This is a genomic window from Pseudomonas trutticola BRTCR10 (genome assembly GCF_056155105.1).
Map to the genome: position 1 here is coordinate 4,662,289 of NZ_CM149552.1, position 24,472 is coordinate 4,686,760.

The 24,472-nt window shown below is 52.3% G+C and carries 22 protein-coding genes; 8 read left to right on the top strand and 14 right to left on the bottom strand.

Going from position 1 to position 24,472, the window contains the following annotated elements:
• Positions 1-10: 10 nt before the first annotated feature.
• Both kdpA and kdpF read right to left on the bottom strand, forming a co-directional pair.
• Positions 11-1,705, bottom strand: a complete 1,695-nt coding sequence (kdpA, locus tag ACVVH8_RS21160) for a potassium-transporting ATPase subunit KdpA (protein WP_103305697.1) — start codon at positions 1,703-1,705, stop codon at positions 11-13.
• Between the two features lie 8 nt (positions 1,706-1,713).
• Entirely contained in the window at positions 1,714-1,803 is a 90-nt protein-coding gene (kdpF, locus tag ACVVH8_RS21165) for a K(+)-transporting ATPase subunit F (RefSeq protein WP_007899818.1), read from the bottom strand.
• A gap of 424 nt (positions 1,804-2,227) precedes the next feature.
• Here kdpF and eat point away from each other — a divergent pair, with 424 nt between their 5' ends.
• The 3 genes from eat (at position 2,228) to ACVVH8_RS21180 (ending at position 4,585) form a co-directional block, all read left to right on the top strand.
• Complete coding sequence (gene eat, locus ACVVH8_RS21170) at positions 2,228-3,592, top strand: ethanolamine permease (RefSeq protein ID WP_475226184.1); 1,365 nt, start codon at positions 2,228-2,230, stop codon at positions 3,590-3,592.
• A 130-nt stretch (positions 3,593-3,722) separates the two neighbouring features.
• Positions 3,723-3,890: a DUF2897 family protein gene (locus ACVVH8_RS21175; protein WP_103305695.1), complete on the top strand. Its 168-nt coding sequence runs from the start codon at positions 3,723-3,725 to the stop codon at positions 3,888-3,890.
• Between the two features lie 137 nt (positions 3,891-4,027).
• A complete protein-coding gene (locus ACVVH8_RS21180) occupies positions 4,028-4,585 on the top strand; it encodes a TetR/AcrR family transcriptional regulator (RefSeq protein WP_475226186.1) in 558 nt (185 codons plus the stop codon).
• Here ACVVH8_RS21180 and fabF read toward each other — a convergent pair.
• The 9 genes from fabF to ACVVH8_RS21225 all read right to left on the bottom strand — a co-directional run bounded on the left by fabF (position 4,582) and on the right by ACVVH8_RS21225 (position 14,746).
• Complete coding sequence (fabF, locus tag ACVVH8_RS21185) at positions 4,582-5,856, bottom strand: beta-ketoacyl-ACP synthase II (protein WP_315445847.1); 1,275 nt, start codon at positions 5,854-5,856, stop codon at positions 4,582-4,584. The genes ACVVH8_RS21180 and fabF overlap by 4 nt on opposite strands.
• A gap of 32 nt (positions 5,857-5,888) precedes the next feature.
• The gene (locus ACVVH8_RS21190; RefSeq protein ID WP_475226189.1) at positions 5,889-6,683 is read right to left on the bottom strand and encodes an SDR family NAD(P)-dependent oxidoreductase; all 795 of its coding nucleotides are present in this window, start codon (positions 6,681-6,683) and stop codon (positions 5,889-5,891) included.
• A 206-nt stretch (positions 6,684-6,889) separates the two neighbouring features.
• On the bottom strand, positions 6,890-7,225 hold the full coding sequence (locus ACVVH8_RS21195; RefSeq protein WP_103305691.1) for a ComEA family DNA-binding protein: 336 nt from the start codon (positions 7,223-7,225) through the stop codon (positions 6,890-6,892).
• A gap of 110 nt (positions 7,226-7,335) precedes the next feature.
• On the bottom strand, positions 7,336-9,330 hold the full coding sequence (locus tag ACVVH8_RS21200; protein WP_103305704.1) for a polysaccharide biosynthesis protein: 1,995 nt from the start codon (positions 9,328-9,330) through the stop codon (positions 7,336-7,338).
• Between the two features lie 717 nt (positions 9,331-10,047).
• Positions 10,048-10,977: an NAD-dependent epimerase/dehydratase family protein gene (locus ACVVH8_RS21205; protein ID WP_146041258.1), complete on the bottom strand. Its 930-nt coding sequence runs from the start codon at positions 10,975-10,977 to the stop codon at positions 10,048-10,050.
• A 16-nt stretch (positions 10,978-10,993) separates the two neighbouring features.
• Positions 10,994-12,214 (bottom strand): glycosyltransferase family 4 protein, encoded by a 1,221-nt coding sequence (locus ACVVH8_RS21210; protein WP_401301647.1) that lies wholly within the window; start codon positions 12,212-12,214, stop codon positions 10,994-10,996.
• Positions 12,215-12,222: 8 nt separating this feature from the next.
• The gene (locus ACVVH8_RS21215; protein WP_103305688.1) at positions 12,223-13,188 is read right to left on the bottom strand and encodes a glycosyltransferase family A protein; all 966 of its coding nucleotides are present in this window, start codon (positions 13,186-13,188) and stop codon (positions 12,223-12,225) included.
• Positions 13,189-13,218: 30 nt separating this feature from the next.
• Complete coding sequence (locus ACVVH8_RS21220; RefSeq protein WP_475226191.1) at positions 13,219-13,425, bottom strand: hypothetical protein; 207 nt, start codon at positions 13,423-13,425, stop codon at positions 13,219-13,221.
• A gap of 280 nt (positions 13,426-13,705) precedes the next feature.
• On the bottom strand, positions 13,706-14,746 hold the full coding sequence (locus ACVVH8_RS21225; RefSeq protein ID WP_475226194.1) for a glycosyltransferase family 2 protein: 1,041 nt from the start codon (positions 14,744-14,746) through the stop codon (positions 13,706-13,708).
• 467 nt (positions 14,747-15,213) lie between these two features.
• On the opposite strand from ACVVH8_RS21225, the gene ACVVH8_RS21230 reads away from it, so the two are divergent.
• The 5 genes from ACVVH8_RS21230 to ACVVH8_RS21250 all read left to right on the top strand — a co-directional run bounded on the left by ACVVH8_RS21230 (position 15,214) and on the right by ACVVH8_RS21250 (position 21,305).
• Positions 15,214-15,576, top strand: a complete 363-nt coding sequence (locus ACVVH8_RS21230; protein ID WP_475226196.1) for a hypothetical protein — start codon at positions 15,214-15,216, stop codon at positions 15,574-15,576.
• Between the two features lie 244 nt (positions 15,577-15,820).
• The gene (locus ACVVH8_RS21235) at positions 15,821-16,135 is read left to right on the top strand and encodes an NAD-dependent epimerase/dehydratase family protein (RefSeq protein WP_475226199.1); all 315 of its coding nucleotides are present in this window, start codon (positions 15,821-15,823) and stop codon (positions 16,133-16,135) included.
• A complete protein-coding gene (locus ACVVH8_RS21240) occupies positions 16,132-16,962 on the top strand; it encodes an ABC transporter permease (protein WP_103305685.1) in 831 nt (276 codons plus the stop codon). The genes ACVVH8_RS21235 and ACVVH8_RS21240 overlap by 4 nt, the downstream gene beginning before the upstream one ends.
• Positions 16,952-18,268, top strand: coding sequence for an ABC transporter ATP-binding protein (locus ACVVH8_RS21245; protein WP_401301660.1), 1,317 nt, complete (start codon positions 16,952-16,954; stop codon positions 18,266-18,268). Before ACVVH8_RS21240 ends, ACVVH8_RS21245 begins: the two co-directional genes overlap by 11 nt.
• A 52-nt stretch (positions 18,269-18,320) precedes the next feature.
• Positions 18,321-21,305, top strand: a complete 2,985-nt coding sequence (locus tag ACVVH8_RS21250) for a glycosyltransferase (protein ID WP_475226201.1) — start codon at positions 18,321-18,323, stop codon at positions 21,303-21,305.
• A gap of 242 nt (positions 21,306-21,547) precedes the next feature.
• Here the strand turns inward: ACVVH8_RS21250 and ACVVH8_RS21255 are convergent, their stop codons facing one another.
• Genes ACVVH8_RS21255 through ACVVH8_RS21265 form a run of 3 tightly spaced genes read right to left on the bottom strand, consistent with a single transcriptional unit; the run spans position 21,548 to position 24,443 of the window.
• A complete protein-coding gene (locus tag ACVVH8_RS21255; RefSeq protein WP_475226204.1) occupies positions 21,548-22,564 on the bottom strand; it encodes an MraY family glycosyltransferase in 1,017 nt (338 codons plus the stop codon).
• The gene (locus ACVVH8_RS21260; RefSeq protein WP_103305681.1) at positions 22,561-23,523 is read right to left on the bottom strand and encodes a UDP-glucose 4-epimerase family protein; all 963 of its coding nucleotides are present in this window, start codon (positions 23,521-23,523) and stop codon (positions 22,561-22,563) included. Before ACVVH8_RS21260 ends, ACVVH8_RS21255 begins: the two co-directional genes overlap by 4 nt.
• Entirely contained in the window at positions 23,520-24,443 is a 924-nt protein-coding gene (locus tag ACVVH8_RS21265) for a glycosyltransferase (RefSeq protein WP_475226207.1), read from the bottom strand. The genes ACVVH8_RS21260 and ACVVH8_RS21265 overlap by 4 nt, the downstream gene beginning before the upstream one ends.
• Positions 24,444-24,472: the final 29 nt, after the last annotated feature.

The following is a 24,472-nucleotide window of genomic DNA, read 5'->3' on the forward strand; positions in this document are numbered from 1 at the left end:
CATTCAGTCCTCAGAAGCCCATGCTCAGATGTTCGGCGATAGGGCCGAGCGCCAGGGTCGGCAAGAAGGTCAGGCCGCCCACCAGCAAAATGGTCACGGTCAACAGGGTCACGAACAGCGGGCCGTGGGTCGGGAAGCTGTTCTGGCCGATCGGTGCGGTTTTCTTCATCGCCAAGCTGCCGGCCAGTGCCAGTACCGGAAGGATGTAACCGAAGCGCCCGATCAACATGCCCAGACCGAGCATCAGGTTGTGGAACGGTGTATTGGCGCTCAGGCCACCGAACGCCGAACCGTTGTTCGCGCTGGCCGAGGTATAGGCGTAGAGCAATTGGCTGAAACCGTGCGGGCCGGGGTTGCTGATGGTTGCCGCAGGGCCTGGCAGAACGGCGGCAATCGCACCGAGCACCAGCACGCCAACCGGCATCACCAGGAGCGTGACGACCAGCAATTGCACTTCCCGCGCCTGCAGTTTCTTGCCGAGGTATTCCGGGGTGCGGCCGATCATCAGGCCGGCGAGGAACACCGCGATGAGTACGTTGAGCAACATGCCGTAGAGCCCGGCACCGACGCCGCCGAAGATCACTTCGCCGACCATCATGTTGACCAGCGCCACCATGCCGCTGAGCGGGTTGAGGCTGTCATGCATGCCGTTGACCGAACCGTTCGACGCCGCCGTGGTGGTCACCGACCACAGCACAGTGGCGGTGGTGCCAAAGCGCGCTTCCTTGCCTTCCAGCGGCGCAGTCTGTTCGACAGCGGCGTTGTTCAGGGTTGGATTCGGTTGATATTCGGCCCACAGCGAAGTCGCGCCACCGATCAGGAACAGCGCGAGCATGCAGGCGATGATCGCGCGGCTCTGACGCAGGTCTTTGACGTAATGGCCGAAGGTGAACACCAGCGCTACCGGGATCAGAATGATCGAAGTGACTTCGAACAGGTTGCTCCACGCGGTCGGGTTTTCGAACGGGTGCGCCGAGTTGACGCCGAAGAAACCACCACCGTTGGTGCCCAGTTGCTTGATCGCAATCTGGCTGGCCGCAGGACCCAGCGGGATCACTTGATCAACGCCCTGCATCGTCACGGCATTCACATATTGCGCGAAAGTTTGCGGCACGCCCTGCCAGACCAGATACAGCGCCAGCAGCAGGCACAGTGGCAACAAGCCGTAGAGGGTGGCGCGGGTCATGTCGACCCAGAAGTTGCCAAGGGTCTTGGCCGACTTGCGACCAATACCACGGCACAGCGCAACCAGCACAGCCAGGCCAGTCGCGGCGCTGACGAAGTTCTGCACGGTGAGGCCGACCATCTGACTCAGGTAGCTGAGGGTCGCCTCGCCGCTGTAGGACTGCCAGTTGGTGTTGGTCATGAAACTGACGGCGGTGTTGAACGCTTGCGTCCACTCCTGGCCCGGCAGGTTTTGCGGGTTGAGCGGCAGATGATCCTGGAACAACAGGATCGCAAACAGCAGCAGGAAACCGGCGAGGTTGAACGCCAGCAGCGCCAGCGTGTATTTCTGCCAGCTCTGTTCAGCCTGCGGATCGACCCCGGCAATGCGATAACAGCCGCGCTCGACCGGGCCGAGAATCGGCGTCAGCCAGGTGCGCTGACCTTCCATCACTTTGTAGTAGAAGCGCCCGAGGAAAGGCGCCGGCAGCAAGACCACCGCGAAGAACGCGAGGATCAGCCAATAGTCATAACTGTGCATAGCCGCTCCTAGTTCCGGTCCGCGCGCAACAGCGCAACCAACAGATAAATGAACAGTCCCACTGCCAGCAGCAGGGACACCCCGTCCAGAACGCTCATGGAAGATCTCCGTGTTACGGCGTATTGCCGCGTGTGGAGGCATTGTCGGAAAGGAGGCTGTAAAGGAACGAGACCGAGGGGATTGGCTGGGCATAAAGAAAGCGTAAAGAGTCGGTTTATGCGTTCGTTACAGCCAGGTTTTGCGCTGGCTGGGCCGGCCTCATCGCGGGCAAGCCCGGCTCCCACAGGTTTCGCAGTGAAAGCAGATTCTGCGATCGGCACAAAACCCTGTGGGAGCGGGTTTGCCCGCGATGGCGGCAGTACAGACAACATCGCACTCAACTGGCGCACAGAAATGTGCTGGTCAGGCGGCGAACATCCTCGATACGACAGCTTTCAGCACATTACGACCTGATTCCCCGCAATGGCACGCCCGCTGCACACAGCCTCCCCCGAGCTTTCCAAACCTTCAGGGAGCAAACACATGAACACACAACTCAAACCTACCCTGGGCACCTTGCATCTGTGGGGCATCGCTGTCGGGCTGGTGATTTCCGGGGAATACTTCGGCTGGAGTTATGGCTGGGGCGTCGCCGGAACACTGGGATTTCTGGTGACTTCGTTCATGGTCGCGACCATGTACACCTGCTTCATTTTCAGCTTCACCGAACTGACCACGGCGATCCCTCACGCGGGTGGACCGTTCGCCTACAGCCGCCGCGCTTTCGGTGAAAAAGGTGGATTGATTGCCGGGCTGGCAACGCTGATCGAATTCGTTTTCGCGCCGCCGGCCATTGCCCTGGCCATCGGCGCTTACCTGAATGTGCAATTCCCCGCTCTTGATCCGAAACACGCGGCGGTCGGTGCTTACATCGTGTTCATGGGGTTGAACATCCTCGGCGTGAAGCTGGCGGCAACCTTCGAGTTGATTGTCTGTGTTCTGGCCGTCGCCGAGTTGTTGGTCTTCATGGGCGTCGTCGCACCGGCGTTCAGCTTCAGCAACTTCGCCCTCAATGGCTGGGCGGGTTCAGATGTGTTCGGGGCGCCGGCGATTGCCGGAATGTTCGCGGCGATTCCGTTTGCCATCTGGTTCTTCCTCGCCATCGAAGGCGCAGCCATGGCCGCCGAAGAAGCCAAGGATCCAAAACGCACGATTCCCAAGGCCTATATCAGCGGCATCCTGACCCTGGTGTTGCTGGCGATGGGCGTGATGTTCTTTGCCGGCGGCGTTGGCGACTGGCGCACCCTGGCCAACATCAATGACCCACTGCCGCAAGCCATGAAAACCGTGGTCGGCGACAACTCCGGCTGGCTGCACATGCTGGTGTGGATCGGCCTGTTCGGCCTGGTGGCAAGTTTCCACGGGATCATCCTCGGTTACTCGCGCCAATTCTTCGCCCTCGCCCGCGCCGGTTACCTGCCGGCCTCACTGGCCAAGCTGTCGCGCTTCCAGACCCCGCACCGCGCAATCATTGTCGGCGGCATCATCGGCATCGCCGCCATCTATAGTGACGGCCTGATCAATCTCGGCGGTATGACCCTCACGGCGGCGATGATCACCATGGCCGTGTTCGGCGCCATCGTGATGTACATCATGAGCATGCTCAGCCTGTTCAAACTGCGTAAATCGGAACCGAATCTGGAGCGTACTTTCCGCGCGCCGTGCTATCCGTTGATTCCAATGATTGCATTGGTGCTGGCGGTGGTTTGTCTGGTGGCGATGGCCTGGTTCAACGCATTGATCGGGCTGATTTTCCTCGGCTTCATGGCCGTAGGCTTCGGCTACTTCCTTCTTACCGGCCAACTGCGCGCCAACGCACCAGCCGATGCCATGCTCACCGGTCTTTAGGATTTGATCGCATGCAACAGGCATAACGGGCCTAGAATGGAACCACTGCGAACTGATCTCGCTCAAAAGTTATATGCAGCGGTTCACGGCGAAATCCTCGCCCACCGATCTGCCTTTAAGGAGAGCCGTTATGCCTTGGTATGCCTGGTTGATTCTGGTCGTTGCAATCGGCTCGATCGTTGGCGGGTTGATGATGTTGCGAGACACCGCCAACAAGGTCGAACTGACCGATGAAGAACGCAAGCGCGTCGCGCAACGCAACGCGGAAATGGACGCGAAAGAAGCGCAAGACCGCTAAAGAAAACCCCGCCTGAATGGCGGGGTTTGTTTTTTCAGATCCGTTCGGACCTGCCTGCATGCTTTTTAGAAGTAGAAGTACAGTCACCATCTAATTTTCCTTGGTTAAGATGGGGGCATTGTTGCGGAGAGCTCCAAATGCGTTACTCGCAAGACCACAAAGCCCAGACCCATCAGCGCATCATCAAGGAAGCCTCGGCACGATTTCGCAAGGACGGCATCGGCGCGACCGGTCTGCAGCCACTTATGAAGGCATTGGGTTTGACCCACGGCGGTTTCTACTCGCACTTCAAATCCAAGGATGAGTTGGTCGAAAAGGCACTGCAGGAAGCGAGTGATCAGGTTGATGGGCTTTGCGCGGAAATCTTTGCGCAAGAAAATCCGCTGCACGTGTTTATCGACACCTATCTGTCCGAATGGCATCAGACCTCCCCGCAGGAAGGCTGTCCTCTCCTGACCATCTCCTCGGAACTGGGTCTGCGCGGACAACCCAGCCCGACCAGCGATGCCGTACTCAACGCGCGACTGGGGCAGATCGATAACACCCTTGAAGGTGACAATCGTGCCGACCGCGCCATCGTCATCATGTCGACCCTGGTCGGCGCTCTGTTGCTGTCACGCAGTGTCGCGGATGCCGAGTTTGCGCAGCGCATTCTTGACGTCACCCGCGACCATCTCAAACAGTCGGAAGACTAATCCTGCCAACGCTTGAATAGCACGCTGGCGTTTACCCCGCCGAAACCGAAGCCATTGGACAAGGCATATTCGATCGGCATCACCCGGGCCTGGCCATGGACAATGTCTACCCCTTCGCTCGCAGGGTCGGGGTTTTCAAAGTTGAGCGTTGGCGGTACGACCTGATCACGAATTGCCAGTAATGTGAAGATCGCTTCAAGCCCGCCGGCAGCGCCAAGCAAATGTCCGGTGGCGGACTTGGTTGAGGTCACAGCGATTTTGTTTTCCTTGCCGAATACGCTTTTAATCGCCGCCAGTTCCCCCAGATCACCCACCGGTGTGGACGTGGCGTGAGCATTAAGATGCTGCACCTGAGCCGGCTTAACGCCGGCCTGAGCCAGCGCCAACTCCATTGCGCGCCCTGCACCGCTGCCGTCTTCAGGACCCGCTGTCAGGTGATAGGCATCGGCCGTGGTGCCGTAACCTACCAACTCCGCCAAGGGTTTCGCGCCACGGGCCAAGGCGTGCTCCAGAGATTCGATCACCAGCAGGCCCGCGCCCTCGCCCATGACAAAGCCATCACGACCGCTGTCGAACGGTCGCGAGGCGCGCTGTGGGGTGGCGTTGTAGCCACTGGACAGCGCCCGAGCTGCCGCGAAACCGGCAAGGCTGACCCGATCGATCGAAGCTTCCGCTCCACCGCATACAGCGATGTCGGCTTCACCGGCACGAATCAATCGCGCAGCGTCACCAATCGCTTGAACTCCGGCGGCACACGCCGTCACCGGCGCGCCCAGCGGACCTTTGAGGCCATGCTGGATCGATACGTGACCGGCCGCCAGATTGACCAGAAAAGAAGGAATGGTGAAAGGCGACAAACGACGCGGGCCTCGGCTGTCTGTCGTACGTACGGCATCGGCAATCGCCCCGAACCCGCCCACACCCGAGCCGATAATCGTCGCGGTGCGCTCGCGGCTTTTCTCTTCAGACGGATGCCACCCAGCCTGCTCCAGCGCCTGCCGGGCGGCCTCCATGGCAAACAGAATGAAGCGATCCATCTTCTTCTGTTCTTTGGGCGGCGTGGCGCGATCCGGATCGAAACCGGCCTCGGCATCCTCTTCCACGGTTGGCACCCTGCCGCCGACACTGGTGGGCAAGTCAGCGACCACAGCTTCAGGCAAATTGCGCAGGCCCGAACGCCCTTCCAGCAAACGCTGCCAGACAACTTCGACACCGCTGCCCAAGGGTGAAACCAGGCCCATGCCTGTGACGACTATTCGACGCTGATCCATACCGCGTGTACCTCTGACCGATTGAGGAAAACTTACTTGTAACGATTGGCTGCCGAGCTACGGGAAAGGTTCGGTACCATGACGTGCCGCGCAGCGACAAAGGCTTGCCACTCGCCCGCATCCGGCAGGGACGGGATAGTAATGAGTTCCCCCTGATCCAGACCTGCCAGCGCGGCATCGACCATCTCGCCGGCCTCCATCACCATTTCGGCCGGGATAGCGCTGGCGTCGATCCCTGATCGCTCCCAGATTTCCGTACGGGTAACACCGGGCAGCACCGCTTGCACTTTGACGCCGGTGCCATCGAGCTCGGCATTCAACGATTGTGTGAGGCTCAGCACGTAAGCTTTGCTGGCGCTGTAGGTCGCATTGAAACGCTCCGGAAACAGCGCCACCACCGAGGCAATATTGATGATCGTGCCGCGACCGGCCTTGGCGAAACTCGCTGCGGCCGCAGAGGCCAGCAACGTGACGGCGGTAATATTCAACTGGATCAGACGCTCCAGCTGTTCCGCATCGGAGTTGGCTAACAACCCGTCCGCCGCCACACCGGCGTTGTTCACCAGCAAACTGATGCTTGAGTCACTGCGCAGTCGTTGCTGGAGTTTCAGCACATCATCTTTCTGCGTCAGATCCGCCTTCAGTACCTCGACCTGAACGCCATGGGCATCACGCAACTTGCTCGCTGCACTTTCCAGACGCACCTGGTCACGGGCGACCAATAGCAAATCAAAACCGCGAGCCGCCAGTCGCTGCGCGTAAATCGCACCAATACCGGACGATGCGCCAGTGACGAGCGCTGTACCTTGGGACTGAACAGAATTCATGAACGTGCTCCTGACATGCATAAGGGACATGGCCTCCTGTTTGATCGAAGGCAACGGAAATTATTATAGGCATAATTTTTACGTAATATGATAGCCGTAATTCTCAGTTTTCCGATAAACGCCTCAACACCGTCTCCGCCTAGCCTTGTTCACCTGAAAACAAAAAGGCCGGTCAATGACCGGCCCCTTGGCGTTGAACAATCAGCTTAGTTCACTTCCAGCTTATCGCGATTGCGATCCAGGATCGCCTTGCCGATCCCCTTCACTTCCAGCAACTCATCCACCGATGCGAACGGCCCGTTTGTTTCACGATAAGCAACAATCGCTTTGGCCTTCGCCTCGCCTACACCGGACAGCTCCTTTTGCAGCGTTGCTGCGTCGGCACCATTGAGATCGACTTTTGCACTTTGAGAAGGTGTCGCAGCGTCCATCACCATCGGCGCCTTCGCTGGCTCGGGGGGTGTGGCAGGTGCCGCAATTGCTGCAATCGACGCGCTGGTCAGGAAAGCGAATATCAGGGAGTAGAAGTAACCGGTACGCATAAGTGACGCTCCATCATCATTTGAGAAAGCAGCTTTTCCCAAGCTGCTATTCAAAAGTAGGTCATGGATGGAGCATGTCAAAAATGCGTGCGTTACAGGATGTGAAACAATCAGGGTTCGAGACGGCGTTGCTGGTAGATCCAGTCGACGATCTCGCCGTCGGGGGTGTAGCCGCTGACAGTTTCGCGCAGGAGTTGGCGAACGCGGGAATAATCGTCTTTCTCAACGGCAAAAAGCAGATCGCTCAATCTGATTTTCAACACATCCCAAGGCAGATGATCCTCGTTGGCCGTCATGATCATCGGGTGTGGTGTAGCGGCTACGTTATCGCCGATCAACAATTCCTCGTAGAGCTTTTCGCCTGGGCGCAAACCGGTGAACGCAATGGAGATATCGCCTTGAGGATTACGTTCAGAACGAATGCTCAGACCGGAAAGATGAATCATCTTCTCTGCCAATTCGACGATTCTCACAGGTTCTCCCATATCCAGAACAAACACATCGCCGCCCTGACCCATTGAGCCAGCCTGGATGACCAGTTGCGCAGCTTCAGGAATGGTCATGAAATAGCGGGTGATCTTCGGGTGAGTGACCGTGAGAGGGCCACCGGATTTGATTTGACTGTGAAATAGCGGGATCACCGAACCAGATGACCCCAGCACATTGCCAAAGCGCACCATGGTAAAACGCGTCTTGTTGACCCGAGATACTTTGTCGTTATCGCCAAACAACACGGGGGCAATTTCACGGCTGAGAGCTTGCAGGGTCATCTCGGCCAACCGCTTCGTGCTGCCCATGACATTGGTCGGACGTACGGCCTTGTCCGTGGATATCAAGACAAAATTGGAAACCCCGGACTGCAACGCTGCCTGAGCAGTATTAAGCGTCCCGATAACATTATTGAGCACACCTTCGGCAATATTGTGTTCAACCATGGGCACGTGCTTGTAAGCCGCCGCATGGTAGACCGTTTCAACTTTCCAGGTCTTCATTACATCCAGAAGTTTGTCCTGGTGCCGAATGGAGCCCAGGATCGGCAACAGACGGACAGTCACCGACTCCCGACAGCCCCGCTGCTCCAATTCAGACAGAATGCTATAGAGATTGAATTCGCTGTGCTCGAACAACAGAAGTGTTGTCGGACCAAGTGAGAAAATCTGTCGGCAAAGCTCTGCACCAATCGAACCGCCAGCGCCAGTGACCATCACTGTCTTGCCTTTGATACACCGTTCAAGCAAGTCCGCTTGCGCTGGTACCGAATCGCGTCCCAGAAGGTCAGCAATATCTACTTCCTGAATGTCTTCGACCTTTACTCGACCGCTGGCAAGGTCGGTGAAGTTGGGTACGCTTCTGACGTGCAGCGGGAAACGCTCCAGAATAGTGAGGATTTCTCTACGTCGCGCACGGGTAGATGAAGGTAAAGCCAAGAGAATTTCCTGCGCGCCCGTCACGTCGATCATCTGCTGGATATGTTTGGGCTTGTACACTTGAAGACCCGAAATTGATCGGTCGGCAATGCTGGCATCGTCGTCGATAAAAGCCACCGGGCGCATCACCTTGCCCATACGCAGTGCTGCCACAAGCTGGTTGCCAGCAACACCGGCCCCGTAAATCGCAACTTTGGTCAACCCGTTGTCACGGTTGGCAAACGGCACGTGCTGAGCCGCACTGAACCAATCGCCCATAAAATACTGGCGCATGCACAGTCGCAATCCACCGATAATGACCAGGCTGAGCCACCAGTAGTTGAACACGATGGAGCGCGGTACCACAGACTCATGATTGCTGTACCAATACACCACGAGCGCCAGAATCAGCGAAGACAAACTGACAGCCTTGATAATGGCGATCAAGGCATCGTTACCGAAGTAACGCATGACCGCCCGATACATGCCGAAGCGGATAAAAAGAGGAATTGCGACGACAGGAGCGCAGACAAAAAGCCAGAAATGCACCCTGAACGGGTTGTACATATCATCAATACCCAGACGAACGATGAACGCCAACCACAAGGCAGTCCAGACCAAAAAAATGTCTGTGCCGACCTGAATCAATCGTTTCTGACGCCGGGGGAGCGCTAACAGACGCTCTCTGACCTTGTCCATAAACTCTTCAAACACCTCAGAATTCTCCCTTCAGCTGCGCTCAAGCTAGTGAAACCTTATAAGCCCATCCCACTCACTTTAAAACCAAAAAAACAGATTTGGTGACCCGTCTTTTTTCGTCAGCATCACCGTCGTCCCTTCAGAACCCGATCCTCGCCACACCCAAAATAAAAATTCATTGGCAAATGCCCCCGGCCATCCGATCGAATCTGAGCAAGTGAGCAGCCTTAAATCCTACAAAGAAAGGTAGATTGACGCAGAAAAGGTGTGGGAAATGCAAACGTATGAACCTTCCTTATGGTGAACCGAAGTGGAGGCTCACGGTAGAGGTGAAAGCCAAGCGTACACAACAAATCGATTGGTACGGTATCGCACCATTCGGGCTGTCAAAATACGTTTGTTGCTGTTTATTCGAAATATCTGATGTGTGTTCAGGAAATAATCGATTCGGCATTAACCCGGTCAACACCACTTCATCGAGAAGAAACCAGAACGTTATCATCGGAAGCGACGCGCTCTATTCGCGACTCACCGCATTATATTCTTAGAGTTTTACGCCCAGCCTCAGATATCGAAGAAAATTAGCCAATGACGCAAAAGCCTTGCATGAAACTTAATAAATGCGGTAAAGCTCACTGTAACTAAAGAAACAAAAAATCAATCGGGATGATGAGATCACCCCGGATAGACCAAAGCCAAAAAACATTTAACCCAAAACTACAGCCCCGAGGACTTTATCCAGTTATAGGTTTCAAGTATTCCATCCTGCCAAGCAACCTGAGGACTCCACCCCAAATGGGTTTTGGCGCGATTAATGTCCAAAATGCTTACAGGAATATCCATATTCCGGCCAGGCAAATAATTAACGGCGATCGACTTTCCGACCGTATGTTCTAGTGTCGAGATAATCTCATTGATACTGATACCCGCGCCAGAACCAATATTGAAGACCTTATAAGGACTACTATTACTAAGTGCCAGTTCAATAGCATTGACAACGTCATCAATGAATACGTAATCCCTTACAACTCCACCATCCCCCCAAACATCTATCGGCTCATCGTGTATGGCGTGTTGAAAAAACGCCGAAATGACACCCTGATTCTTTTTGTTGGTCTGATACGGTCCATATGGATTGGCAACACGCAGAACACAATAGTCAAGTTTGTACAGATGATAATATAGAGAAAGGTACTTCTCAATGGTGAGCTTGCTGACGCCATAGGCGGTTATTGGGTTGTTTTCGGAGGCTTCGGGAGTCGGAATGACTGATGGAACGCCATACACCGTTCCACCCGAAGATAAAAATACTATCTTCTTCACCCCGGAATTTACGCATGCATCTAACAGATTCAGCGTCGATACAACATTCGCCTGAAGATCAGCAACACGATTAATATTTGCACTTGCTGGCGTAGAAGCGTTAACCAGATGAATCACTGTATCGCAATCACCAATTGCGTTCGCAATCTGGTTGGCGTCGGCAAAATCACCCTCAATCCACTTGCATTTCTTGAATGCATCCTTATACATGGGATTTCGACCGAAGGCTTTGACATTGGGGTATTTCTCCCCAAGCTTTTCGCAAAGACGGGAACCAATAAATCCGCTGGCGCCTAAGACTATACAACGAGGATTGTTATGCATTACCGGGCCCTGCAAATTAGTTATCAATTTCAATTAACGCATTCTTGAGCTTTTCAGCTTCTAATTCCCAACTGGAAAAATTCGCAGTCTCCAGTCCCTCAGAGCGAATTGCAGCATGCGTCTCTGGGCTCTGTAACAGCTCACAAATTGCGTCAGCGAGACGTTCAGGTACTGCTTCAGTCAGGATGGAATTACGATCATTCAACAGCCACTCAGTGCAAGGAGCACGATTGCTGACAACAGGCACCCCACACGCCATCAACTCTAGCGGAAGGAGCGACAGATTCGTAAACGAGAGCACAAGAGCCACATCGCACTGGTTGTAGAGATCGGGTAGATCACTAACTTTCATGGTCCCGGCATTCACGTGAGCGAACGGTATTTTAAAGGACGAAACGTCCCAACCGGCAAATATAACCTCCACATCGGGAATTCGCTTGACTACTTCATTCAACGTAATCAACCCAAGCTCAAAGGCGCGCCGCGGAGTAGGAGGACGGGCATAGAAGAAGACCTTTTTCCCAGTTGTTCTTTTCGCCTCTTTGACTTTATACAAAGCACGATCATATGAAAAACCAATAGGATATGCATCAGCCCCATATTCCGCTCGAAGCTTGTTTGCCAGCCAATCTCCGGCAGTTATACAGTTGAATCCGAAAGAATATGTAGCTTCGGCCAGCGCAGACTCCGATCCGACAGCATAAAAATAGGGCTCAAAATCCTGAACAAAATAACATTTATGCTTGGCATTTTGAAAGTTGCGAACATAGTAAGCGGTCTGCCAGGATGTTGCCATCATGTAGTAAGAAGCCGGAACAGAAGCCAGACCATCATACACTTGAGCTTTTAATGGGAAAAACCAGTCAGAAATCTGTCTCTTTGCTTGTTTAATGTCGTATTCCGGGTGAGACCCGACGATTACAACCCGACACTCGTAGCCGAGCTTCTCTAGCAGGAACACAAAACGGAAAATATTGAGGTGCCCGCCTGATCCTTTGCCATAAGCAGGTACAACCCATGTAACCGTGTTTGCTTCAGCACTCCCTTCCACATAGGTCACACCTGAAGGTTGGTAGAGTGCAAAATCATAAAAACCAAGAACATCATTCTTTGTAAAAATCGCCGACTTGTTTGACTCGATGCTTTCAATCGTTTTCTTTACCAGGGGCAGCAGTCCGTGCGTACGATAATAGCTTATCGCTTGCTTGGCTTTGTTCTTCGCGACTGTAAAATTCATGGAAATCCCTACTGAGCAAATAACTTTTTATCGCGAGATATACGGCTGACAATTGCGGCGGGTATTCTGTCACCTCGTGCTCCCAAGTAATGTCCCAAAACCCGCATCACATTATCCACCAACGCGTGAAGGACGATTCCGGGGGAGCCTTTCAGTAATCCTGTTTTTTTGGCGAAGCTGATGTCTCTCCGACTCAGTGCGGCAACAGAACGGATCATGGACTTGAGATCTGGAGAAAGAACGTAGCCGAAAAAACGCCGAAACGCATAGCTCTCATCGAAGCTGCGCTGGAAGCGCTCGAACAACGTGTAGTCATGAGAATGATAAACCGCGCCAGCTTCGGAGTACGCTTTGCGATACCCAGCCTCGATAATAAGCTTGGCCCATGCCTGATCCTCAGCAAAGTCAACATCCGGATAGGGTATGGACTCCCATACCGAGCGCCTGATCAACGCATTATTGTCCGAAAAAAAATGTAAAAACTGCCTGTATCCAACATCATTGGCATAACGACTTTCATCTTCCATATGAACGATCGGAAAGGAGTCAAAACCGCCGAAATGAAGTTCCAGTTCTCTTTTTGTGAAAATTGACGCGTTTGGGTAAGCTATATGACGACCAAATACTCCAGCAATTCTTTCGTCGCTTTCTGCGCAAGAGACCAAGTTAGCCAACCAGTCATGATTAACAGGCTTGGCGTCATGAGTAATAACCGCGACAAACTCACCCCTGGATTTCGAGATAGCAAGATTGCGTGTGCGGCCATGGCCAAACTCAATGGAAGGAATCTCGATTAGCGACGCCTGAGGAAAACTTCGTACAAACTCAACCGTGCCATCTTTAGAACCGGAATCGATAACTATTATTTCAAATGGCCAATCGGTTTTTTGCGCAACAACCGCGCTGAGAACGTCCTGAAAAATCATCCCAGGGTTCTTTGTAGGTATTATGACGGAGGCTTTTATGGTGTTCATATTAGGCTCTAATAGCAACGGACATGCTATTCAGTTAATTTTCATCCGTGCATTACGTATTTGTATCAGTTTTCGACCATTTTCCGGGAAATGCACACCTGAATACGGCCATCCAACAATTTGTACTCCGCCCAGGGCAAAAACGAAGTTGTTTCCATATGATTGAGCCAAAAAATCTATGGATTTTTCAGCGCCCCATATTTGACGAACACAATGAGAAGATTCCAGCAGGTTCATTGTGGCAACGGTATGCGCAGAAAAGGATTCGCCGAGACGTACCCTGGTACAGGCGAACAATCAATTTGCTCAGATCCTCGCGCCAATGCTGAGCGATCCAGTGGGTGCCGCCGCGGTTGACTGGCATAACCTGACATTAATGGCCGCCCTCATGAGCAGAAAACTATTGAAAACGCTTGTACATTATCATACGCAGGCCAGAGAGGCATTCGGTGAGGGCATGCAGCAGCTCGGCGAGACAGCCATTCCCGTGTTTGGCGCAGCGCAAACTCTTGAGCCTTCATATTTTCCCGAGGCAGGCCGCGACGATCAAGCTGATGTTGGCCGCGTGCGTCTGACGATAGATACCAGCCCTGTAGAACTCACATAGCCGCCCTTTGAAGCCCAGGGTACGCCCGGCTTCAAAGTGTTCAAGCGTTGCTCGGGCTTCTTGAGTCATCAATGGATAAAAGGCCCTGAGAATTTCGAGATTCGCGTCATTCCACTCGACAAATCGCCCCGAGAGCATATTGCGGACCCTAAAGAGGCGATCTTTGTAGCTCGCATTCGCCCCGATAATGTTACCCCCATGCTGCCGATAGTCCAGAGTTGCTCCAGAGTCGTAGAACGTGCAGCCACCGCACGCAGTGACCAATAAATACGCAAGCCAATCATGCGCTACCACCGTGGAATCCTCAGGAACGCTCAAAAGGACTTCCCGAGCAGCCTGATTGATCAGCATGGTATTCGCACCCGCAAGGCTCTGGACGAGTGCGTTCTGAAAAGATGGCGGACGAGCGAAAAGAGGGGAGAATCCGATCGGACTACCCTCGGCATCAGTCAGCCTGGTTCTTGAACAATATAATGCCGGCTTCTGCTCTGGCATGGACGCCAAACGGACCACGCTGCGCTCAAGCTTGTCATCGAACCAGACATCATCCTGATCGCTAAACGCGTAATAACGCGCTTGCACCTCAGGTCTTTTGAGGAGCGACATGAAGTTCTTTGCGAAGCCTTGGCAAGGCCCGTCAAAAACGAATAGCTTGCCGCTCCCCCAGCGACGCTGATATTCATCAAGTATATCGCGCGTCGAATCAGCAGACGAATCGTCCGAAACGTAAAGCGTCCAGTCACGATAGGACTGCCGACCGAAAGAGTCTAACTGCTCCCGCAGGAATGAAGAGCCGTTGTAGGTGCACATCAGTATTGCGACATCGGCGCGCTCTTCATCAGCACCTGCGCCCTGCAACTCAGGTAAGTCGCTTACCAACCCAACGCCGCGACCCTTATCTTTTTCTGTAAGCTGGATTTTCAAAGATTTATTCGCTAGCAAATTGCCCATTGTAACCCTAGCGATGACGGAGGTCGAAGCGGATATTTGCTTCCCATTGATTTAGCCAAACCGAGGCATCGGTAAAGTCTGCTTTGCGAACTGATCATCACTTTTTTGGAGTCAAGCATGCCGTCGTAGCGCAATGGGTGCCTCGCCCGCCATTGGCATTTGAGGTTCAGCCTGGGGGGAATACCCCTTCCGTCCCAGCTGAAAGCCCAAAACCAGGCTTCTTGAAGCTGCCGCGTGCCATCCAGGGGGGTGCCCACGCCAATCAATGTGGACAGGCAGCCGCGCCGAACTGATGGCAATAGAAAATTCACCCACTCTAGATTACAATCTGCGGCGCTATGGCCAGCAGCTACTTTACAGGAGTCAAAGGCGAGCGCCGGATCGGATTCAATGAATACGAAAATGAAAACACAACCCTACCCTTAGATAACACTTTAGGGGAGTAAGCCAAGTTTCAGGAATAGAGAATGACGTCGGTCACAGGCGGTGGAGGGTTGATAAATGCAAAACTTATGCAGGACTTTCAGCCTGTATCTGATCGAATGGTCAAATTCATCAAGGAAGTTAACTATTCGGATAAACGCAAGAACGCACTCCCACAACATCGGGATGAAGCACGTTTTTTCATGCGAATTTTGATCAATTACTCCCTGTTTGTTTCTGCTATTCCTGACCGCGCGCAGGCTGATTTCCTTAGCCATGTGCAGGGCAACAGCGCCTTGCGAAAATCTCAGGATGGAAAACCTGGACCTCTCGCCACGCTTTCCGACTCCTTGGCAAATACAGATTGTCGTAAGCGCCTTGATCAGCACTTAGCGAGCCACATCTAATGCAGGCCCAGTCTACCTGTGACCGCGGCCCGCACCTCAAGAGGCTAAAGCGCCTCTCACCCCCTGAAACACATTTGGCTATCAACATTCGCGGCTGCAGCCAGACTGCCTCGGACCAGAGATGACCAGCCAGATGTGATTTTGCCCTTGAGGAAGGCGATGTGACACCTCCTCGCATACTTAAACATGACGTTACCGCACGCAAACTAGCGAGCACAGCGTGGACACACAAAGAGGTATATCTATGATTTTAGTTACAGGTGGAGCAGGCTACATTGGCTCGCACACTGTCATAGCTCTTGCTCAGGCGAGCTGTAAAACGCTGATTCCAGACAATTTTTCCGACAGCCATCACTCTGCTCACGACATACTGGAACCCCGTCCGAACTTCATCGGAGGTGACATCCGGAATAGTGTTTTGCTGGAGAGTGTTTTCAAGCAGCACCTTGGCTCCTCCCATGCAGAAAGTGTTTGGGGCTGGAAGACGAGCCGTGACCTAGAGCAGATGTGCGCAGACAGTTGGCGCTGGCAAGAACGAAACCCAGAGGGATACCAATGAACCCACACGCCAATCAACCTACCTCCATCTTCGCGTTGACCCGAAGCCTTTGTACCAATCGTCGGTTGATCATGCAGATGATCAAGCGGGAGGTGGTAGGACGCTACAAAGGGTCTATGATGGGCCTGCTTTGGTCATTTTTGAACCCTGTTTTCATGTTGCTTATATATACCTTCGTTTTTTCGGTAGTATTTAAAGCACGCTGGAATGTTGACACTGGGGAAACAAAAACTCAGTTTGCTGTCGTCTTGTTTGTCGGAATGATTGTACAAAGCCTGTTTGCCGAAGTACTGAATCGAGCACCAGGGTTAATTATCGGCAATACTAATTATGTAAAAAAAGTAGTGTTTCCTCTGGAGATACTTCCGGTGATCAGCTTGGGGGCCGCACTGTTCCACTGCGCAGTTAGTTTCATTGTGCTGTTGGGAGCCTTTGTTATTTTGAACGGCTTTTTACATTGGACAGCTATTTTTGCACCACTCATTATCGTGCCATTGATAATCATGACACTAGGGTTTGCATGGATGCTGGCGTCGCTCGGAGTTTTCCTACGCGACATTGGGCAAACCATCGGCGTACTAATGACGGTTATGACCTTTCTTGCCCCGGTTTTTTATCCTGTCAGCGCCTTGCCTGAAAACCTCCGACCTATAATGAACGCCAACCCATTAACGATGATCATCGAACAGCAAAGGGCGGTGTTGATTTTTGGGCAAATGCCGGACTGGTATGGGTTAGGAATATATACGCTAGTGGCGATCGCCATTGCTTGCCTGGGCTACGCCTGGTTCCAAAAAACGAGAAAAGGATTTGCTGATGTCCTCTGATGTCGTAATTTCTGTAGAAAACGTTTCCAAGATGTACCAGGTGTACAGCAAGCCGAGCGATCGGATGATGCAAATGATCTATCGCGGTCATCGCCAACTGTATAAGGAGTTCTGGGCTCTTAACGACGTTAGTTTCGAAGTTCGACGCGGCGAAACAATTGGCGTGATTGGACGTAATGGGTCAGGAAAATCAACGTTACTCCAAATCCTGGCGGGCACCTTGACACCCACATCAGGTAAGGTAGCTATCAACGGACGCGTAACTGCTCTTCTAGAGTTGGGCTCAGGTTTCAACCCTGAATTTACAGGCCGTGAAAATATCTTTCTGAACGCTACAATCCTGGGCGTTTCGCAAGAAGTCGTAGAGAACAAATTCGATGAAATCGCTGCATTTGCCGACATCGGAGATTTTCTCGAGCAGCCAGTGAAGACATACAGTAGCGGGATGTACGCACGTCTTGCTTTCGCTGTCGCAATATCCTTCGAGCCTGAAATTTTAATCGTCGATGAAATCCTGTCGGTCGGTGACGTATTTTTTCAAGCCCGCTGCATGCGCAAGCTAGATGAGTTCCGAGAAAACGGGGGTACTGTGTTCTTCGTTACTCACGACACCCATGCGGTCGAGCGAGTATGTACACGAGCCATCGTTCTCAGTCACGGGAAGAAAGTGTTCGAGGGCGGTACGGCCGATGGCGTGACGGTGTACTACAAAATGAGCCGGGAAGAGGCAAAAGCCCCGACCAAGCAGGTCGATTCGAGTACCGTAACAACTGCTCAATCAGAGGAAAAGCACTCCCAGCTGGCCGAACTTGAGTCTATTGACATTCGGCGAGACCATGTCGTGGGTGATCACAGCGCGCTCATTGAAGAAGTGTATATAACCGATGATGAAGGCGTTCAGCGCTCGAATTTTGGTATAGGGGAATGGATGACCGTTCGCCTGGTCGTGAAGTTTAATGCAGCCTTTGACTCGGTGGATTTCGGTGTCGGCATTCGCGACCAGTCGGGCACATTGATTGGGGGGGCACACTCAATGTATGAAAACTCATCGATTGGCCCAATAAAAGCTGGAGAACGACGCTGCCTTTTAACCAAGATCAAGCTTGACGTGGCACCACGCGAATACTTGCTAATCGCAGGAATAGCGCGACACGACTCCCTGCAAGTTTACCAAGAGTGCTATGGACTCTACGATTTTTGCGCTATCAGCGTGACTGGCAACAAGAAGTTCTGGGGAGAGGTCGCGCTGCCAAGCAGCACGGCAGACGAAGGCGAGCCGACCTCCTCGCCCGAATCAACTGTGTAAATATCGTTTAAAAACATCGTACCTTACATTCGTAGAGATATTTTTCAGGCCTATGTCAAAATTTAACTTCGAAAACGAACTAATCGCCACGCAAGAGCATGAATTACCAGCGATTGGTCTGCATTTTACAACGCCTGAGCGTAATTTTTCCTCCGAAGGTGAGGCACGCTCCGTTAACGTCATTTACGAAGACGCCCAGAATAACGACGTAGTCTGGCAACCGGATGTTCTCTGGGAGGCGAGAAATATAGCTGATCGCCAGGGAATCACCCATGTGATCGATATCGGGTGCGGTGGCGGCCATAAGCTCGTTCACTATTTCCAGGGTGGCGGATATGACGTCATGGGGATCGACTATCATGGTTCCCTATCCCTAAGCCGCGCCGCCTATCCTGAATGGCAATGGGTAGAATGTGACCTGACATCCTGGGATGATCTTTCCCGAATCTCACTGGAACTGACGAATACAGCTCCAGTCGTCATGATTTTGTCAGATGTAATCGAACATTTGACCGACCCAAGACCTCTGGTCGCATGGATGCGCGCGCAATTAATCGCGCGCCCTGGCAGCCGTCTAGTTGTATCAACTCCTGATCGTACACTTCTCGATTATGAAGACGTAAATAGCCGACCTGAGAACAAATCACACGTCCGGGAATGGTCCTTTACGGAACTTGAACGTTATTTCGTCTCAAGTGGCTTGGAGATCATCCGATCAGGGCATACTCGTGCGAATCAATACGATCCGGTTATCTCTACGATTTTCATTGAATGCGCTTGCTCCGAAGAGTTCTACAAAGAATTCCTTATCGACGTTGGCTTACTGCATGGCGATGAGTGGCCACAGCATCTTCTAGTGACTACGGAATACGCCGGAATTCACAACACTGGAGGAATTGGTACATTCGTTCGAGAGCAACGAGAGTCTTACGGCTACGACAAATCACTTTGCTTGTTCGGCGGCGTAGCTAACGGACTCACCCAGGAAATTCTGCGTGCTGAAAAACTTGTGTCCACTTCAATGTTATTGGTTGAATCCGACATACAGTCCTTACCTTTAGAAGATCAATTTCTAAAAGCAGTGCAGCAATTTCTATTTTATTTTCCTGATATTTCGACAATTCAATATGGCGATTATCAAGGTATCGGCTGCCGAATCGCTCAGGCGAAACAAACAGGGTTGCTGCCGCAAACGATCAGAATTATCGCCCACTGCCATGGCATAACCCATTATCTTGAGAATGCGCATGAATCGTGGCTCGGACTATCCCATTCGGGTACGGCCGAAAAAGAAAAAATTTCTGTGGAAGGTGCTGACTTAGCAGTCTTCCCTACTACCTTCCTGCGCGAGCTTTATGCTGAAGCCGGCATTAACGTCCCAGCGGAAAACAATGTCCTGCTGCGCTACCCTCTTCATAGCCCAGTCTCTGAGCTTGACGCATCGACCAAGATTGATACGTTGATTTTTTACGGGAAACGTTCCCGTATGAAAGGCTATGACTTGCTCCTGGACTCCCTTGCTGGCGTGGATGTAGAGCAATGGAAAAAAGCCGGGATTACCACCATTTGCCTGATCGGGCCTAAAGTTCATGGCAACCCACAAACAGATTCCATGCTTGAGGTATTGCGAGAGCATTATCAGGTTGAGGAATTTTGTAATTTAAGTCGGCAGCAGGCGATTGATACTTTACACGAGCGAGCGCACCGCGCGATTTGCCTGATGCCCTATCTTGGTGACAATCATCCCTACGCACTACTTGATGTTGCCTTCTCCACAACTGTCCCGTTGATGGCCAACGCCGGCGGGGTTCCTGAAATGATCCCCGAGGAATTCCGAAGCATTTGTTTAGCCGACCCCAATGCTTTGAGCTTCCGCGCGCGAATTCATGGCCTCCTCTCATTGTCGTCAGCTGCATTTCATGATTTGCGAGAGTCCTTCGTTTCGACGATGGCTCAAACTCAAAATGATATCAATGAGTTGGTCAAGGCGTTCCCTGGAGATCAGCAGCCCAAGCTACTTGCAGGGAACACAGGCGAAGCCACGATAATTGTTCCTGTATTTAATACACCGCTTGATTACATCGAAGACCTCATTTTCGGAATCAACAATCAAAGCCTGAAACCAGCAGAAGTTGTTTTCGTCGATGACGCGTCAGAGGAAGATTACGTTGATGGATTGCAAAGTCTGGTAAAAGAACATCTGCTATTACCATACCGGATAATACGGCACCCCCAGAACAAGGGCTTGGCTGGGGCGCGAAATACGGGCCTCGCGGCCGCACAAACTGATTTCATCATCAATATCGACTCAGATGATGTACCGTTGAATGATTTTGTAAGAGATATCGTTTTCTCTCTCAGATCAAATCCGCAGCACGCCGCGGCCGTTCCTTATCTTTGTGCTTTTGATGACGGTACTGATTTCAACATCGTGCGATCTGGCATGTATGTGTACCGCCCTCTTGGCGACGGTGTAATTGCGTCGCAACTGGATAACCAGCTTGGGCATGCGAACGCAGGGTTTAGAACATCCACGCTGAGAGAGTTTGGTGGATGGGACGAATCCAGCAAGGCCATGTGGGAAGATTGGGCGCTTTACTTGAAGTTGACGGCAGCGGGTCGAAAAATTGCGATCATTCCAAAGATTGGTTGCCTTTATCGTGTCCGCCCACAGTCAATGCTGCGTACATATAAGACCTGGCCTGCGATGCGTCGACTGGCGAACAACATGCTCGGGCTGCCTAGATATGAAAATTTCCGCCTGCAGGCAATGCTCCGTAGCTATCGCGACGTCACAGCGCAGGAAGCGGAATCTCGACATCGCTTAGCTGCACTTCAGCTAGAGTTCAGTATCCTTCAGCAAGAGATTAACTCTAGTCGCCAGGAGCTAAACAGAGGCGGAGTCAGAGCGGTGCGCAGCCTGGCCAACCGGCTCGCACAATACCCTGCGTTGTTTGATGCAGTAAGAAAATGTGGGCGTACCGGGTGGAAAATCTTACGCAAACTGGCTCATCTGGGCCGCCGACTCAGAGGATGAGCCGGCGCCTAACAGGAAAACAACTCAACTGAATTGAGCCCAATGTAATCTAAACAGCCCGCCGTTTTTTGAACGCCTACGAAGTTGCTTTCAAAAAACAGCGGGCTGTTAACTATAAGATCTCAGCCACCTTGATCGCGGACTGGCTAGCTCGCAAAACATCGACAGATAGGCTTATTAAAAGGAAGCCCTGGAAACTCTCTTTTCCTCGAAAATTTTAATATCCCTTCAAATATCTCCGACTACTTGGATGCCGCCACTCCAGCATTAAACTTCCATGCCAGCACCATTAGCGGGGAATAGGCCAAGAGCGCACCGAAAGCACCATTTAACCAATTGTTTCCGACCATCAATGCCAGTGGAAACAAGTAACACACATTTATTATCACGACCCCCGCCGTTACCAGTCCATGACTACCCCACCGATCAGTTGCATGCTGATATCCGTGACTACGATGGGCTTCGTATACTTTGTCGCCGCGCAAGAGACGCTGAATTAAAGTCCAGGTTGCATCGACAATAAAAACGCCGAGCATAATCATCCAACTCCACAGCATTTCCGGTGAATTTCCCGAAGACTGGATTGCCACCCCCCCAAGCACCAACCCCAGAAAACCACTTCCTGCATCTCCCATAAAAATCCGTGCGGGTGGAAAATTCCACCATAGAAAACCTGCTACTGCCCCTGCCAGAATCAAGGGCATCCAAGCCAAGTCACTGCTCCCGCTGATCCAACAAACCAACCCCATTCCAAGGCAAACACTGATAGCCTCGGCGCTGGCCAAACCATCAATCCCGTCCATGAAGTTATACAGATTCAACATCCAAACCAAATACACCACACCCAGGATGTCACCAAACCACCCCAGATTTATAACGACGCCAAATAAATCGATTGTGGGGAAACCGTTAAACCAGAACAGAGCCCATCCCGCCGCAATGAAATGACCCAACAAACGCCACCTGGCGGCAATATGGCCATGATCATCAGCGAACCCTATCAACGCGACGAGTAGACCCGAGCCAAAGACCCCATACAGCGTAGAGGCGCTTATCAGATTAAGACCCGCAAGCACGGGAAGCGCTAGAAGGAAGGAAACTACAATGGCCACCCCGCCCCCGCGCGGCGTAGGGACCGAATGAGAGCTACGCTCGTTAGGTATATCCATCAAACTCTTCGTCAGCGCATAACGGCGCAAGACAAACGTCGATGCCCATGAAATGGCGAAAACTGCGAATAGAAGCCACCAAACAGTCATTTCGATTGTTCATCCAGATAATAGCCAGCGGTCTGACGCATGGCTTTGTCCATATTGACGGAAGGACTCCATCCCAATAAATCACGATTTTTACTAATATCGACTTGGAGGGAACCGCAGACTCTCTGCGCGATAGCCTTCCTCCCCAGCGCTGATGCCATTAGCGTTAATAACGTCTCAGGGAATGGCACAAGCCGCGCGGAGTTACCCAACGCCTTAGAAAGCCGACGGAGCAGTTCAGTTGTAGACAAGTCTTCACCGTCGCTCACCAGAAAGATCTGATTGGCGGCTGCGGGATGATCAATGCACGTAACAATAAGACTCACCAGATTTCCGATCGAAACCAGACTTCGTTGATTGCTGATAGCACCTAGAGGCAAAGGGATACGTCTGGCCAGCCAACTCAGCATGCTGCGAAAGTTTGCTTTCACCCCTGGACCATAGACCAGTGGAGGGCGAATGATCACCACTTCCATGCCGGTGTCTCGACTTAATTGCTTTAATCCCTCCTCAGCCTCGTATTTGGATACGCCGTATGGATCCTGCGGATCGGGTCGATCATCGGCTTTGAACGGCATACCCAAGCATGTACTTTCGCCATTGACCTTAATTGAACTAACGAAGATGAAGCGTTTAACCCCTGATGCAGCAGCATGCTCCGCCAACCTGAGGGTGCCGATCACATTTACTTTACGGAACTCGGCCAAAGCGTCCATTGAGGCCTCATTCATGACATGCACTCGAGCAGCGGCATGAATGACAACTTGTACATCATCAAGGACGGGCAAGGCATCGACGCGGGTCAAGTCGAAGATTTGGGTCGGGCACAGTCCATTCAGGCGCGTGATACCGCGCGCAGATGCAATTGGGGAGAACTTCTTGTCCACTAACAGCTTGAAAACTACCGCTTCGCCAACAAAACCAGCCCCCCCTGTAACTAATACCTTCGGGGCCATCATCTAGTCATCTTCCCTATCAACGCAGTAACCCAGCAAATGCAAAAGAAAAAAATCTTATCGCGCATCCGGCGTCGACAATGGCAGGCGCTGAAGGACAGCCTCAAAAGGTGCCTGCGCCGCAATTTCAGCCAGGTTCGTACAAAGGGGTGTGAGTCATGCCCGATCAAGTGCGCAATCAGTTGCACCTGATTAAACCACCAACCATCGTGAATGGTTTTGTAGCGGGCAACCAGTGGGCTTAAACCCTTGTTGGCGCCCACTTGGTTACGCTCGTGTTGGCGGTAGTTCATGGATGGTTCAGGATCGATGTACCAACGATAATCATGGCTGCGGGCAAATGCATAGCAATACCAGTCATGCAAACTGACATCTTGTAAAAGCCGCCAATTATCGAGCATCGATTTTTTTAGAGAATCCGCGAGGCGCTTACTCATTACGTACGTACAGCCGGGCCCCGCAGCCTCGAAAAGAAAATCCCAGGCAACCTGAGGTTGTGCCTTGTCCAGAAAATGAGTTTTGCCATTTGGCCAGAAAGCCGTGACGTTACTGGAGTAGGCATCCACCTCACGGGTTTGGAGGACATGCGTCGCACGCTGAAGCTTGTTCGTGTGCCAGATGTCATCCTGATCAGCGAAGGCAACAAAATCGTAACCGTCAAAGTTAACATCGCGTATGAGTCGAAAGAAATTTCGAGATGCTCCACCGAAGCTGCCGGCAGCCGGCAAGACTAAAACTTCAGGATGCTCAGCGGCGTAAGCAGCACACCACCCTTCGGTACCATCAGTGGAGGGATCAATACTGATATAAATAGTTACGTCGATAGCTAACTGGCCGAGGATCGAGGCCAATTGCTCCTCGATCCACTGCATACCATTGTAGGCAGCCAGCAAAACCGCGACCTTGGGATGTTTTACTGGCATGCCATTCCTGCTTGCACCGGTTAAAACGC